The 15,504-nt window shown below is 46.6% G+C and carries 16 protein-coding genes; all 16 read left to right on the top strand.

Annotated features, from left to right (window positions below):
• Positions 1-2: 2 nt before the first annotated feature.
• On the top strand, positions 3-626 hold the full coding sequence (locus BLQ79_RS05805; RefSeq protein WP_091364743.1) for a sigma-70 family RNA polymerase sigma factor: 624 nt from the start codon (positions 3-5) through the stop codon (positions 624-626).
• A gap of 126 nt (positions 627-752) precedes the next feature.
• Complete coding sequence (locus tag BLQ79_RS05800; protein WP_091364740.1) at positions 753-1,343, top strand: hypothetical protein; 591 nt, start codon at positions 753-755, stop codon at positions 1,341-1,343.
• A 38-nt stretch (positions 1,344-1,381) separates the two neighbouring features.
• The gene (locus tag BLQ79_RS05795; RefSeq protein WP_091364738.1) at positions 1,382-3,403 is read left to right on the top strand and encodes a BamA/OMP85 family outer membrane protein; all 2,022 of its coding nucleotides are present in this window, start codon (positions 1,382-1,384) and stop codon (positions 3,401-3,403) included.
• Positions 3,404-3,420: 17 nt separating this feature from the next.
• The gene (locus BLQ79_RS05790; RefSeq protein WP_091364736.1) at positions 3,421-4,722 is read left to right on the top strand and encodes a Tat pathway signal sequence; all 1,302 of its coding nucleotides are present in this window, start codon (positions 3,421-3,423) and stop codon (positions 4,720-4,722) included.
• Between the two features lie 17 nt (positions 4,723-4,739).
• Positions 4,740-5,243: an OmpH family outer membrane protein gene (locus tag BLQ79_RS05785; RefSeq protein ID WP_091364734.1), complete on the top strand. Its 504-nt coding sequence runs from the start codon at positions 4,740-4,742 to the stop codon at positions 5,241-5,243.
• A 9-nt stretch (positions 5,244-5,252) separates the two neighbouring features.
• Positions 5,253-6,212, top strand: coding sequence for a hypothetical protein (locus tag BLQ79_RS05780; RefSeq protein ID WP_091364732.1), 960 nt, complete (start codon positions 5,253-5,255; stop codon positions 6,210-6,212).
• Between the two features lie 14 nt (positions 6,213-6,226).
• The gene (locus BLQ79_RS05775) at positions 6,227-6,676 is read left to right on the top strand and encodes an OmpH family outer membrane protein (protein WP_091364730.1); all 450 of its coding nucleotides are present in this window, start codon (positions 6,227-6,229) and stop codon (positions 6,674-6,676) included.
• 8 nt (positions 6,677-6,684) lie between these two features.
• Positions 6,685-7,710, top strand: coding sequence for a UDP-3-O-(3-hydroxymyristoyl)glucosamine N-acyltransferase (gene lpxD, locus BLQ79_RS05770; RefSeq protein ID WP_091364728.1), 1,026 nt, complete (start codon positions 6,685-6,687; stop codon positions 7,708-7,710).
• A 61-nt stretch (positions 7,711-7,771) separates the two neighbouring features.
• On the top strand, positions 7,772-8,671 hold the full coding sequence (locus BLQ79_RS05765; protein WP_091364803.1) for a lysophospholipid acyltransferase family protein: 900 nt from the start codon (positions 7,772-7,774) through the stop codon (positions 8,669-8,671).
• On the top strand, positions 8,665-9,414 hold the full coding sequence (locus BLQ79_RS05760) for an alpha/beta hydrolase family protein (RefSeq protein ID WP_159427859.1): 750 nt from the start codon (positions 8,665-8,667) through the stop codon (positions 9,412-9,414). Before BLQ79_RS05765 ends, BLQ79_RS05760 begins: the two co-directional genes overlap by 7 nt.
• 413 nt (positions 9,415-9,827) lie before the next feature.
• Positions 9,828-11,015, top strand: coding sequence for an MFS transporter (locus BLQ79_RS05750; protein ID WP_091364722.1), 1,188 nt, complete (start codon positions 9,828-9,830; stop codon positions 11,013-11,015).
• Positions 11,016-11,094: 79 nt separating this feature from the next.
• Positions 11,095-11,985 (top strand): fumarylacetoacetate hydrolase family protein, encoded by an 891-nt coding sequence (locus tag BLQ79_RS05745; protein ID WP_091364720.1) that lies wholly within the window; start codon positions 11,095-11,097, stop codon positions 11,983-11,985.
• 176 nt (positions 11,986-12,161) lie between these two features.
• Complete coding sequence (locus BLQ79_RS05740) at positions 12,162-13,844, top strand: glutamine--tRNA ligase/YqeY domain fusion protein (protein WP_091364718.1); 1,683 nt, start codon at positions 12,162-12,164, stop codon at positions 13,842-13,844.
• Complete coding sequence (locus tag BLQ79_RS05735; RefSeq protein ID WP_091364716.1) at positions 13,844-14,539, top strand: hypothetical protein; 696 nt, start codon at positions 13,844-13,846, stop codon at positions 14,537-14,539. The genes BLQ79_RS05740 and BLQ79_RS05735 overlap by 1 nt, the downstream gene beginning before the upstream one ends.
• A 93-nt stretch (positions 14,540-14,632) precedes the next feature.
• Positions 14,633-15,061: a flavodoxin gene (locus tag BLQ79_RS05730; RefSeq protein ID WP_091364713.1), complete on the top strand. Its 429-nt coding sequence runs from the start codon at positions 14,633-14,635 to the stop codon at positions 15,059-15,061.
• A gap of 296 nt (positions 15,062-15,357) precedes the next feature.
• Positions 15,358-15,504: transposase-like zinc-binding domain-containing protein (locus tag BLQ79_RS08525; protein ID WP_456151363.1), on the top strand; the 147-nt coding region annotated here is incomplete at its 3' end.

Raw genomic sequence — 15,504 nt, 5'->3', positions numbered from 1 at the left:
CTATGTTAAGTGAGTATGTGAGCAGCCTGAGCCATGTCAGGAAACTGACATGGGAAGAAGAAATGGCCCTTTGGAAACGGTATAAGGAAGATGAAGATATCGAGGCCAGACAGGAAATCATAGAGCATTACCAGCTGCTTGTATTTAAGGAGGCAATAAAATATCCTCTGCAGGAAACCGTTGTACTGGACCTGATTCAGGAGGGGATGGTCGGCCTTATGGAAGCAGCGGAAAAATTCAATCCGGATAACGGAGTGGCTTTTTCGCTTTATGCCCTGCACCGTGTACGTGGCAGGATGATAGATTTTCTGCGCCAGAACCGGCAGGAAGTGCTGGTGGATATGCAGGATGAAATACAGGCACAGCCTTATCTGCAGTCGGCTACCGGGGATACGGCGTTTGAATCGGCGGATTTTGATTCGCTGAATCATGCGGTAAACAGCGCTTTTTCCCGGCTTCCCGGGAGGGAGCAGGATGTTCTTCGGAATGTATACTATAAGGAAAAGACGGCAGCCGAAACAGCGGATGCTATGGATGTCAGTACCGCTTATGTATATAAGCTGGAGAAGAAAGGTATCCGTCGCATGCGTGGAATGCTGTCCAGATTGATGCATGATAGAAAATAGCCGGAATTGAGGCGAATTTCCGAGTAATTACCGGGTTTTCCCGGAAATATTGTATATTTTTACCGGTTATGACAGTTTGTTTTTTCGGTTATACCTCCGATTATATATAAAAAGGAGGGGTGTGCCATGCCAGGTGATAAAGTCAACCGTGTCAAATCCATACGGAAATGGCTGGAAAAAGCGGAAAAATCGTATTCCTCCCATAAAGAATTATCAGGAGAACTGAATCTGATAATGGCCCGTGCAGAAATGAACCGGCTGGACGAAGTGCATGATTGGACAAGAAAGAAAAAATGGATTATCCGATGTGCAGCTATGGTTATGGCGGTCATTGTCTTTGCAGGCAGTTCCTTTATGTATGACAGGATGCAGGCAGAATCGGGTTCGTCAGCCCCACCAGCCAGTGGAGGTCAGATGTCGACAACGGTACCAGAAGCTGCCGTATCGAATCCAAATGAAAATTTAATATCTGAAAAAGAAGTAACCAGGGCGGCAGCCGATGCGCAGCCGCCTCAGACAGAAGTGTCAGAACCTCCACGGAAACGTGCAGAAAAGGTGAAGACGACTGTCAGCTCAAAGACTGTACAGAAGCAGGAAAACCGGAAGAAGGCGGCGGAACAACCCGTGGAAAAACCGGTACGTCCGGCTCCGGTCATGTCAGAGAAAGAAATACAGAGTGTAGTTGGTGAAGCCGGCCGCGCATTGCGTGGTCAGTAAGTTCTAAATGTAAAAATCTGATTTTAGGAGGATTCTTAATGATTACAGGTTACAAGAAAGCTCTGCTCACAACAGCTGTTGTTATGGCTGTTTCTGGGTTTAACGTCTATGCAGCCCCGGATATTGCGAATAGCAATATGTCTCAGAGTGAAATGTACAATGTTACCCAGGGAAAAACAGAGGATCAGGCAGATGATATTGATGTGTCTGCTGCGACATCTGACAGCAGCAAGACAACGACTCTGCAGGCTTCCGGTGATAATGATCAGTCTGGGGTAGATATCAGAAATACGGCACAGGCTTCCCTGGCAGATACAGCATCCATGTATCTGGCTCCGGATGATGACAAGGCCATTGCGAAGGCAGCAGGTAAGACTATCACTTCCATTGACTTTGATGGAATTCCGGAAGAAGTTAAGGCCAAGCTGGTTCCCCTTCTTACGGAAAAGACCGGTGACAAGGTCTCTGTAGAAGGCGTACGCAATGATGTGGCCGCATTGGGCGGAACCGGGGTATTCTCCCAGATTTCTCCACAGTTTGGAGCGGTTAAGGAAGGGGTAACCCTCACATTCCGTATGGTTTCCAACCCGGTTATCCATAAAGTCACTTTTGAAGGAAATACGGTTTTCTCTGATGATGAACTGAGACAGATTCTGGCTGTTCCCAAGGACAGTGTACTGAATTTCGTTCAGGTATCCAGAAACATCAAAGCTATTGATGATCTATATGTACAGCAGGGATATATTCTGGCATCTATTCCGGATGTAACCGTAACTGAAAACGGAACCCTTAAGGTGAATATTGCAGAAGGAAAGATAGAAGATATTCAGATTGCCGGAAATGAAAAGACCAAGGATAAGGTTATTCTTCGTGAACTGCGCTTCAAGAAGGGGGAACCGTTTAATAAGTTCCTGGCAAGCCGCAGTATGGAACGACTTTACAACCTCGGAATTTTTGAAGATGTCAATATGAAGCTTCTTCCGGGAAACAAAAATCATGACGTTATCATTGAAATTGATGTAGTAGAACAGAAGACAGGCGTAGTTACTGTAGGTGCCGGGTACTCTGAATCCGACGGCATGGTAGGTATTCTTGGCCTGACTGAAAACAATTTCCGTGGAACCGGTGACAAGGTCAACTTCCGCTGGGAATTTGGTGGTTCTTCTCATGGCAAGAACTATGAAATCTCCTATACCCATCCATACATCAATGACAACGGAGATGCACTGGGCTTTACCGTATTTGATCGTCGTTATAAGTATGATGACTATGATTCCAATGGTGACACCATTGCAGAATATGATAAGAGAAAGAAAGGCTTTGGCGTTTCCTGGGCTCATGTGAATGGTGAATACCGGACCAACAAATTTTATCTTTCCACAACCAAGGAATCCTATGATGATGAAGACGGGTTTGATCCGGGCAGCGTAATGGAAAAATACATGAGAAAGAACGGTATAACCGATTACCGTGATAGTGATTGGTACAAGAAGATTATGGATAACTTCGGACGTACCAACAGCTTCACCTTTACCCATGTATTTGATAACCGTGATAATTATTTCAATGCGACCAAGGGCCGTCGCCTCTCCTTCACTACCGAATGGGGCGGACATGGACTTGGCGGTGACTATGATTACTACAAGTTCACAGCAGAAGGCCGTTTCTATAAAGCTTTAGGCAACGGTCATGTTCTGGCACTTCGTCTGATGGGCGGCTATATTGATGGGGATATTTCCTACAACAACCTGTTTGATCTCGGTGGCGCAGATTCTCTCCGCGGCTACGAAGATGATCAGTTCAAGGGCCGCAAGATGTATGAAGCAACCCTTGAATACCGAATCCCGGTTGCTAAGAAGGTAGAAGCCGTTCTGTTTACCGATGTGGGCAGTGCCTGGGATGTTCAGGAAGGCAAGATGCCATGGTATCAGGATGATGATTCCATCCATGCAGCAGTTGGTGTGGGATTGCGTGTACAGACACCTCTTGGACCAATCAGACTGGATTACGGTCATGGGGATCAAAACAAGTTCCACTTCAGTTTCGGAACACAGTTCTGATGTTAAGGAGTTAATTTATGCTTTCTTCTTTGCGTTATGTCAGGAAGATAGCTCTATATGCAGGGATTCTCAGCGCTGTTTTCTCCATGGCGCCGGGGATTTCAGAAGCGGCATCTATTCTGTCCGTCCATGTGAATCTCACATCGACAGATGGGGAGATGCCTCCTTCTGTCAGACAGAGAATCGAGGCCAGCCTGGCTTCGATTGGAAATCGGGTCCTGGTTGGAAAAGAGGCGGAAATCTTCCAGAATAACCGGTACCAGTATGATAAGGTACTGGCGGATATAGTGAACCGGGTAGTGGTTGGCTATGTGGTTTCCGATATGTCTCTGAACTATGGACAGGAAACAACCATGAATGTGGTGCTTATGCCGGTAGGGCAGACGATTAAATCCGTTCGCACCGAGGTGGATTACGGTAATCTGACGCCTCTGGCCCAGACACTGGTTAAAGAAGATCTGGCAGGGCTGCCGGGAGAGATGAATGCGCTTCTGACAGGACTTCCGGTGGATTCCATCGGATGGGCCGACAGTGTATCTCAGTCTGCCGGGCAGACTATTGTAAAAAATGCGCTCCCGGAATTTGATGCCCGGTTGCATGTAGAGTCCGGCGAAAATACAGTGGTGCACGTTTCGCTGCTTCCACAGGGGACAATCGTCCGTCGGGGCGTATTGACGTTCCGGAAAACTACAGTGCCCAGATTATTCATGTATAATGCCGCTAACAGGGCGGAAGGTTCGATGAGGAGTCTTGAAGGCCTTCCGGTTGCTTTTGTGGATCGGCATAAGGAGGAAATCCGGGAATATATGCAGAATCAGTTGGAGGAAGACTCCTTCATCAGAAGGTATGATCTGGAAATTGATACTGATCTGCATTGTGGAAGTGAAACAGAACTTCTGGTGGATGCGCTTACTGATCACTGGATAATTCAGGGACAGGCCTGGCTGGATGCGGGACGGAGCGGAGAAAAAAATACAGCTATCGAAGGACTTCTGGGGCATTATGTGAAGAAACATGATGTTGTATTTGGAGAAGCACGTTTTTACCCCGGGCCGGTAGATGGTAACCTCTATGGCGGATGGCTGCATTATTTTGGCAAATCCACCTATATAGGATATAAATATGATTTTACTGACAGAGAATCACATTGGCTGCTGCACCAGGGGTTTGGCAGGTTATGGGAAGCCAGATATGACAGAAATGTGGATGCCCATGAAGATGAAATAGGCATTTCCTATAAGTTGCATAATTACATGACGCTGGAATATGTGTATAATAGTGAAGACGGTAGTTGGCTGCGGCTGATTGCTAATTTATAGAAGGAGAGTTATTTATTATGATGTCATCATTAGGAAGTAAGAGAAATATTAAAATCTTTTCACTTGGACTGGCAGGTGTATTTATTCTTTCCATCGGTGGTATGGCGCTGATGTCCATGGGAGATGTGGCCAACGCCGCTCCGAATTCTGATATTGGTGTAGTGGATCAGCAGGAAGTATTGCAGAATAACCAGGCGGTTGCGCTTCAGTACCAGCAGAAACTTCAGCAGACTGCAGATTCCATGAAAAAGGACTTTGACACCAAGTCCGCTAAAATGACTGACGCAGAAAAGCAGAAACTCTATAATGATATGAGCCAGCAGTTTGCTGAAAAGCGTGCGGCTATCGAAAAGGATATGCAGGGCCAGATTGAATCGGCAGCTAAGGCAGTTGCATCCAAGAAGGGCCTCTCTCTGGTAGTAGAAAAGAGTGCAGTGGTTTATGGTGGCGTAGATATTACCAAGGACGTTTCTGATGCAATGACTCAGCAGGCGGCTAAGGCAAGCTCTGCAAAGAAGTAAGGATAAATTATGAAGATTCCAGTTAAGGCAGGGGCCATGATTCTTTGTCTGTGCGCGGCAGCAGGTATCTTATTTGCTGTGCATAACAGGCAACCGGAACCAGAATCGGTACAGACCGCAAAACCGGTCTATGGATTCGTGGATATGGAAACGGTGGTTAAGGCTCATCCCCGTTATAGCGAATATTTTCAGCTGGAAACCGAATATAATCACATGCTGGATTCCTATAAATCGGAACAGCAGCACTTTATTTCGATTGCAACCAATCAGGAAAAGATAAACAGGGCTATACAGTCAGAAGCGGTGGCACAGGCAGATAAGGATGAATATATGTCCCGCGTCAAAGTGAAGGAAGATGAACTGAACCGCAATCTGCAGAACCTGTACAAAAAGATTTCTGACAGCCATAAGACGCAGCAGGTGTCCACTGGGACTCTTACAGGCCTCAGCGAAGCGGACAGCAATGAACTGGCCAATCTTCAGCTCCGTCTGACTGTGCTCGATCTGTCTTCTAAGGAAAAGGCAGAGACCATGCAGCGAATTGGACAGCTCCTGAACAGCCGGTATGCATCTGGGGATAAAGAATCCATGCAGGGGTGGAGCAAGGAAGAAATTGAGCAGATGACTTCCGCAAAAGCCAAAGCTATGACAGAACTGGATACTTACGCGAAGAGTGTGGCTGAGGAAATCAAGAATCGAAAGACACCTTCAAAAGTTAATACACAGGCAGGAGTAACCGGCCTTCCGGATGCAGATAAATGGAATGCTGCATGGGAGAAGAAAATTAAGGCTAAACAGGCTCAGATGGCTGCGCTGAAGAGTGACATGATGAATGATATCCGCAAAGATGCTGCCAAAGTGGCTCAGAAAAAAGGATTGAAGATGATTTTTACCAGATGTGTAGCCAATGTATCTGGAGAAGATGTAACTGGAGATCTGGTTAACACATTGATTAGTGATAGTTACTAGGAGGTTAGTTATAAATGAAACAGCCAATGTGGAAAAAATTGGCCTGTATGGGGCTGATTGTTACGGCGGCTATAGTATCCGGATGTGGATCTGGGGAAAAGGTAGCTGTTGTTAATTATCAGACGATTGCCATGAAGTCTCCTAAAGTCAAGGCAATTGAAGCGCAGATAGAGACGAAAAATAATGAAATCGCTTCAAGACTGGAAGCAGCACAGAAGCAGGGACTTTCGCAGGATGAACTGCAGAGTAAATTTGCAGAAGCACAGCAGGAACAGGCTATTTTTATGCAGAGCAAGCAGAATCAGGTAGAATCCATGGTTTCAGCGCAGTGCCAGAAGATAGCCAAGGATAAGGGCTATACTATTGTTTTGCGTAATGGTATGGTTCCATATGGCGCAACTGATATAACTGATGAAGTTATTGCAGGACTGAATCAGGGAAGTTCTTCATCTGAGACAAAGTGAGGTAATGTATGAAAAAGACAGCAGCGGAGTTGGCTACAATAGTAGGCGGCAAATTATATGGTAATGCGGAGCAGGAAATTGTGGATGTTCGTGGCGCAATGGATGCTGGTCCAGAGCATGTAACCTTCGCACAGGGCGTATATGCAGAACACCTGGAAGAATTTCGCGCAGGACTTATCCTGGTAGACAAGCTGCCGGAAAAGACCACAAAGAATCTTATAGTATGCGATGACGCAAAACGTGGATTCAGTCAGCTGGTGGAATTATTCCATCCCGAAACCCATGTAAAGCCGGGCATTCATCCAACCGCTGTTGTCAGTCCTACAGCCAAAGTATCTCCTAAAGCGGCCGTAATGCCGTATTGTGTTATTGATGACGGTGCGATTGTTGGAGATGACACAGTTCTGTATCCTTATGTGTACATAGGGCGGAATGCTGTTGTCGGGCAGGGTTGCGAAATTTATCCGGGCGCAGTTATCCATGAAAATACAGTGCTTGGTGACAGGGTAGTGCTTCGCGCACATGCCGTGATCGGTGGACAGGGGTTTGGCTTTGCTACCGATGCCCAGGGACACCACAACCACATCCGGCAGCTGGGCAATGTAGTTCTTCATGATGACGTGGAAATCGGAGCCTGCAGTACCGTGGATAACAGTGCTATGAACAGCACCGTAGTAGGCCGTGGGACAAAGATAGATAACCTGGTTCATCTGGGACATAATGTGGAAGTAGGGGAAGATTGTTTCCTCTGCGCCCAGGTAGGGGTGGCAGGCAGCACAAAGATAGGAAACCACTGCATACTGGCCGGACAGGCAGGTATTACCGGACATATCCACATTGTGGATAATGTTATCCTTGGCGGCAAGACAGGGGTTATAGGGAATATCACTAAACCAGGTGAATATGTGGGATATCCTGCAAGACCGCATAAAGAATGGAGCCGATCCCAGGTACTGGTAGGTCATCTTTCGGAAATGCGAAAGAAACTGCGTCAGCTGGAAAAGACCATACAGCAGCTGAAAGAGGAACAATAAGCAGATTTTGACAAAAAGATGCGGTTATGCATCTTTTTTTGTTATCATGCCGAGGTTTTATATGATTGGAAATTATTTTTTACTCAAAAGTCTGAGCTGGCTTTGCTGCCATGTTTCAGATGACACAGCCAGCAAAATCGGCAGACATCTTGGAAATTTCTTCTGGTTTGCCGTACCTAAGCGGCGTAAACAGCTGGCGGTACAGAACATACTCCGCGCAGGCATAACCGAGGACAGCCAGGAGGCGCACCGCATAGCTAAAGAATCCGCAGTTCGCTTTGGTCCGCTGGCTGTTTCCATGTGCCGCTTTCCGCTGCTCAATAAGGATAATATCCGGGATATTGTGACCATAAAGGGCGCGGAAAAGCTGGACCGTCTCAAAGCGGAAGGGAAAGGCTGTATTCTGGCGGCAACTCATTGTGGTAACTGGGAGATTGAAGGCGCGGCTCTGGCCCTTTATGGCTATCCTATGCTGTCAGTGGCCATGCAGCAGAAAAACAGGGAATTTGACCGGTTTCTGACAGAATATCGCTCCATGCCAGGACAGACCATAGAGTACAAAACCGGAGTCCGGGACATGCTCAGACGCATTAAGCAGGGCTATTTTGTAGGACTTCTCTGTGACCAGGATCCAGGGGATACAGGGATAGGCGTTCCGTTTTTTGGGCAGATGACACTTACACCTACCGGACCGGCACATTTTTCATTACTCTGCAAACTTCCGGTAATGACCGCGTTGATTCATGAGACAATGCCGGGCCGGTATGAAATCATTATCGGTGATCCTATCGAACCGGATGAAGGACTGAATAAGAAGGAAGCCATACGGAACGTTACATGGAAAATTAATCAGCGCCTGGAAAACTGGATTCGTCAGTATCCGGAAGAATGGTTCTGGCTTCATAATCGATGGAAGTGGACAGATCGCTTTCATCCGGAGTGGAAGGGAAAATCATGCTGAAGCTGTATGGTCCCCGGGCGGTATGGGAAAAGGCAGGGCCTGTTCCTGTACTTAAAGTATCTCCAGGGGTTCCCTCCGATAACCGTCCGGTCGTTTTTTATCATGGCTGGAGTACAGACAGCGAGAAACAGCTGTCAAAGGCTTTGCTCATGGCAGCATACGGGTATACGGTGTTTATCCCTGAACTGATTAATCATGGGCAGAGAGGGACTCTGCCTGATTACTATTGTGTGCAGGACTATGACCGGTTCTGGCATACGGTTCTGGCGACCACAGAAGAATATGAGGAGCTCAGTTCGTTTATTGCCGCTGACATGGGATGTTATCCCGTGGTTATGGGGCATTCAATGGGCGGATTTATTGCTCTGGGGATTGGGAGCCGGTATGCGGACCGCCTGAACGGAATTATCTCTATGAACGGATCAGGAGACTGGATGGAAAGCCATCATTTTTTTGAACAGCGATTCCATATGAATCTCGCCAGTCACTGGACGCTGCGTAATCAGGTTGAGGAAAATACTCCGCTGGCTCATACCGGGGAAATGAAAGATATTCCCTGTCTGCTTTTAAGCGGAGAAGCGGATGCATCCGTGGCTATGCAGGCTCAGCAGCACTTTTATAATGTGCTCCATCAGACGAATACCAGGGCAGAATACCGAACCTATCCCGGGCTTGGACATTTTGTGACCATAAATATGATGGATGACGCGCTGCAATGGCTAAACCGGATTTCCATGCGGTAAACAGGACAGGAAAGAATTAGACCTGTCGGTATCTGATGACCTTACAGATAAAACATCCTCCTTATCATGCCGAGGTAAGGAGGGTGTTTTTGTGTTGTGGAATATGCGTTGGTGCCTGCCGGAATTCTGTCAGCATATATCTATGGAGAGGGCCCTGCGGGATGAAACAAAAATGTTTTCCGGTAAAGATGCTGATGTCGTCGAAGAAAACAGGGGGATTTCCCTTGACGCTGAAACAGATATCGGGTTTAATGATATACAGAAAACAAGAGAATTTCAGTGTAGAAATCCGTTTTTCATTTAAGTTTTTTCTCGGGTATAAACGTCCGGCCCGGCAGGAAATGCTGTGTTTCTCACCGCATTTCGTGTATTCTGCACCGTAGGCATACCGTTGTAATAAGTAAAGGAAAGTTATGAAAAAATACAGAAGTGTCTGGGTACTTATAATCAGTATGTTCTTTATGGCCTCCGCCTATACTATGCTCATCCCCTTTTTACCGCTTTATCTTCTGGAACTGGGGGTAAGTCAGGCCCGTGTCCACTTATGGACGGGACTCGTTTTTTCTTCCGCTTTTTTTGTGGCGGGAATCATGGGGCCTGTATGGGGTAAAATGGCGGATACCCGGGGGAAGAAGAGAATGGCTGTCCGGGCGGCCTTTCTTATAGGATGTTCTTATTTCCTCGGAGGAATTGTACATAATGAATGGCAGCTGCTGGGGATGCGTATATTCCAGGGATTTGCCAATGGCCTGGTAGCCGCATCCATGGCGATTATCTCTTCCACGGTGGAGGAGAAAGCACTGGGAACCTATCTGGGATTTGCGCAGACATCCATTATCCTGGGGGGCATTTGCGGACCGTTTATGGGAGGGGTACTTTCACACCTTATCGGAATGAGGGATTCATTCTTCGTGGCGGCCCTGTTTCTCTGGCTCGTAACGGCAGCGATTGTTATTTTTGTAAGAGAACCTGCCCATGCACCTTGGAAAACATCGCAGGAAGGTTCCATTGTCGATGACTTACGATATGCCAGATCCAACCGGCTTATGTTTGAATTCCTCATGGCGTACTTTGTCCTTCAGGGGACCATAATGATGATTCAGCCGGTAGTGACACTGTATATCGGCGAACTGCAGCATTCCATGAGTAATGTGGCAGTTACTGCCGGTACGATTATGAGCTGCGGCGGCATTGCAGGAGCGCTGACAACTACGTTCTGGGGAAGGCTGGGTCAGAAGAAGGGATATTACCGTGCCATCTGCATGACCATATCCGGCGCGGGGCTTGGCATGCTGATACAGTCCATCCCGGACTCCATCTTCTGGTTTGGCGTCTGTCAGGCTATGGTCAGCTGCTTTATTGTAGGGGCTAATCCATCATTGAATGCGGCACTGGTCAAATGCACACCGGAATCATTCCGGGGCAGGGCCTTTGGACTGTCCAATACGGCTCAGCAGATGGGCAGTATGATAGGACCGCTTCTTTCAGCGGGTATAACGGAATTTATGCCCATATATATGGTCTATATACTGGCGGGGATAGTCCTGCTGTACCTGGCATGGAGAATGTACCAGGCGCATTTACATTCCGTAAGCCTCTGAATCAGGTACCCCGGGTATTGAAATTATGTTATAATTCTTTTACGCAATGCATAGGATGCATAAAGAAAAGAGGGAAGTTATGCAGAGATTAGTATCATTCAACTATAAAGGCCTTCGGCAGTGGGGCGTTATGACTACCGATGGCACCGCGATTATTCCTGCCGTGGAATTGGAAGAAACGTATTTCATACCGCTGGCAGAAACCATGGAAGAATTTATTGCCATGGGCGAAGAAGGACTTCTGAATCTGGCTCAGATGCTGGAAATGAACAAAAAGGATAAGGCTGTGGAAGCCATTCCGGTAAGTGAAGTCCGCATAGAAGTTCCTTTTTATCCACAGCGGAACATTTTCTGTGTGGGAAAGAATTATCCGGCGCATGTGAAAGAATTTGAAAAGAATCCCAAGGCAGAAGTACCGGAAAATCCGGTGTTCTTCACCAAGGCAACTACCTCGGTCATCGGGCCGGATGACACTATTAACAGTTACCCGGATATTACCAGCTCCGTGGATTATGAAGGGGAACTGGCTGTCATCATTGGCAAGAGAGGCAGCAATATTGCGGCAGAAGACGCGATGAAATATGTATATGGATACACCATTATCAACGATGTAACTGCCAGGGACCTGCAGAAGAAACATGCACAGTGGTTCCGTGGCAAGAGCCTTGATACCTTCTGCCCCATGGGACCGACCGTCATGGTGGGATCCTGGCCAGTGCCGTTTACCATTTATACCAAGGTGAATGGACATCTTCGCCAGGAAGGTTCCACAGCGGATCTGATTTTTTCTATTCCGAAGCTTATTGAAGTACTCTCTTCTGGCATGACATTGCTTCCTGGCGATGTCATTGCTACGGGTACACCTCAGGGCGTAGGCATGGGAATGAATCCACCGCAGTTTCTCCGCAAGGGGGATGAAGTGGAAATCACCATCGATCCTATTGGCACACTGAGAAATAAGGTTAAATAAGCATTCCTACAGCAGAATGCATGAAAAGAGACTGGCCGTGTTTCGCTTTTTTTCTGAAAACACAGCCAGCTTTTTTCGCATTAATGTTTGTCAGCAGGAGTCAGGGCTGTATTTTGTTTACATACGGCTTCATGTGATAGAATATAAAAAAAGCTATTCATATTGGAGGAACAGAAATGGATACAAAAATTGAAGCTTCTAATTTTATAGAGGCAGAAATCAATAAGGATATTGAAAATAATGTGTACGCCAATGGCAGAGTACTGACTCGTTTCCCGCCGGAACCAAATGGCTATCTGCATATTGGTCATGTTAAGAGTATCTGCCTTAACTTTGGCATTGGTCTTAAATACCATGGCGCAACCAATATCCGTTTTGATGATACCAATCCATCGAAGGAAAATGTGGAATACGTCAATTCCATACTCAATGATGTAAAGTGGCTGGGATTCCAGTGGAAGGAACCGGTTCATTATGCATCTGATTATTTCCCTCAGCTTTATGAATTCGCATGCAAACTCATCCGCAAAGGACTTGCCTATGTAGATGATCAGACCAGTGAAGAAATTCGAAAGAACCGCGGCGATCTGGAACACCCGGGAATTGACAGCCCGTACAGAAACCGTTCGGTAGAAGAAAATATGAAGCTGTTCGAAGAAATGAAGGCAGGAAAATATCCGGATGGATCCAAGGTACTTCGTGCGAAGATTGATATGAAATCCCCGAATATCGTAATGCGCGATCCGGTTATTTATCGTATCCTTCGGGCGACCCATCACAGAACAGGCGACACCTGGTGCATTTATCCGCTGTATGACTTTGCTCATCCGCTGTCTGATGCACTGGAAGGCATTACTCATTCTATCTGCACTGTGGAATTTGAGGAAAGACGTCCACTGTATAACTGGTGCCTGGACAATGCTTTTGATGGCAAAGAAAAGCCAAGACAGATTGAATTTGCCCGCCTGAATGTTACAACCATGATCACCAGCAAGCGAAAACTCCGCCGCATGGTAGAAGAACACGTGGTTTCCGGCTGGGATGATCCACGTATGCCAACCATCTCCGGACTGAGAAGACGCGGCTATACCCCGGAATCTCTCCGTAACTTCTGCGATATGATCGGTGTAGCTAAAGCCAACAGTACGGTCGATGTAGGTATGCTGGAATACTGCATCAGAGAAGATTTGAAGGATAAGGCACCAAGAATTATGACGGTGGTTGACCCAATCAAAGTGGTTCTTACTAACTATCCGGAAGATAAGACCGAATATATGACTCTGGAAAACAATCCATCCGATCCGGCAGCAGGGACCAGAGAAGTACCATTTGGAAGAAATCTTTTCATTGAACGCGAAGATTTCATGGAACATCCGGTAAAGAAGTTCTTCCGCATGACTCCGGGCAAGGAAGTCCGTCTCAAAGGTGCATATATTGTTAAGTGCGATGAAGTCATTAAGGATGAACAGGGAGAAATCAAGGAAATTCATTGTACAGTAGACTTCTCTTCCCGCAGCGGTACACCGGGGGCAGACCGGAAGGTTAAGGGCACTCTTCACTGGGTCGCTGAAAAGACAGCGGTTGATGTAGAATGCCGTCTGTACGATTACCTGATTCCAAAGGACGATGTGGATGATGGCCGGGATTTCATGGAAAAGATTAATAAGAATTCACTGGTAGTTAAGCATGGTAAGTCTGAACCGGCTATTCTTAATTACAAGGCAGGAGATAGATTCCAGTTCCTGCGCAAGGGATATTTCATTCTGGATCCGGATACCACAGAAGGTAAGCCGGTTGCAAACCTCATTGTAGGACTTCGCGATAGCTGGGCAAAGGCAAGACAGAAGGCTGGTAAATAATGAACAGTAGAAAATGGGCAGTCACACTGGCGGCGTTGGGAATGATATGCATGATCCCAACGGCAGGTATGGCAGATAACCTTTTTGAACTTCCGGGGATAGGCTCTATGAAGCTGCCTGCAGGAGTCACTGTGGCCGAAGGGGCGCAGGCCACCTTGAATGCAGTAAATGAAGGCCGCAGTACATCTGATTACTGGAATCATAAAGGGCTCAGAAATGGGAATTTCTACTCTCTGACCTATGAGGCACCGCCGGATTATTCTTACGGCTGGGCATTGTCCGGGGAAGTAGGATATCCATTTATGCTGGAAGCAGGAATTTTTACGGATTCCAATCTGAGCCAGGTGGAACAGATGGACTCCATTGCTTCCTGGATGAATACGTATTTCAAAAATCAGAAAGCGGTATTTTCAGAAAGTACACCTCTTAAACAGGTGAAAGCAGGTAAGAGTCACCGCTGGGAAGGACAGGTCACCCTTACGGAAAACGAAAAGGGCATCACCTATAAGGAAACCTGGAATGTGGTTCTTCAGATAAATAACGCGAAAATCTGGCTGGGCATAGTCTGCTCCGATGGTAGCCGACCGGAACTCGGAAAGGCGCTGCAAGGGATGATTTCCAGGCGTAAACAGCCAAAGGAAATCCGTCTGGTTCCCCGGGTAAGCCGGTCCGTACAGTCGGAAACAGATTCCTGAATTTCCTGTTTGACAAGTATATGGTTTATCAGTAATATAACAAAAGATACAGGTAGTAAATGCCTGATTTACGATATGTAGGAGGAATTCAACATGGATAAAGTGGCAATTGTTTTCTGGACTGGATCTGGCAATACAGAAGCTATGGCACAGGCTGTAGAAGAAGGCGCAAAGAATGCTGGTGCGGAAACTGTACTGAATTTTGTAGGCGACACCAGCGCTGCTGAAGTTGCAACTTTTGATAAGATTATCCTTGGCTGCCCGGCTATGGGTGATGAAAGCCTGGAAGAATACGATTTCGAACCATTTTTCGAAGAACTGCTCCCGGATCTGGCTGGCAAGAAGGTAGGTATTTTCGGTTCCTACGCATGGAATGAAGGGGACTGGATTATGAACTGGAAAGCCCGTCTGGAAGAAGCCGGCGTAACCCTGGCTGCAGAACCGGTAAAGGCTTACAGCTATCCGGATGACGATGCACTGGAAGCTTGCAGAGAACTCGGCAAGACCATTGCAGAAGCCTGATTAAGACATAAATAATGAAAATGCGGACCTGACGGGATGACCGAAAAGGTCCGCATTTTTTATTTGAAAACTATCGTTATATTATGAAGATGAATTTTGGGATATAGGACATTTCGTGTTGGTTTTAATGCCGATGGAGCCAGTGTTTATCGGGCTTCATTGGCATTTATTTTTTTTGAAAAGATTTATAAGGGTGGACAAAACGTGTTGGTAAAAAGTCTCAAAACCCTTGCCAATACTGGAGAAATAGGCTTTTATTTTTTTATCAGGACTTAAATGTGTTTTAGGAGGAGTTTATGAGAAAAATAAGATGTCCCTATTGTGGGTTTCCCTGTCATAAATATGGGAAGACAAAGGCAGGAAGTCAGCGTTGGCATTGTGAAAACTGCCAGACCGTTTTTTCTTGTAAGAATAGAAGTAACCTGAAGGATTTTGAACTATTT

The organism is Dialister histaminiformans, from assembly GCF_900103425.1.
GTDB classification, from domain to species: Bacteria; Bacillota; Negativicutes; order Veillonellales; family Dialisteraceae; genus Allisonella; species Allisonella histaminiformans.
The sequence above is the reverse complement of the archived record's forward strand: the minus strand, read 5'-3'. Positions and strand labels throughout refer to the sequence as shown.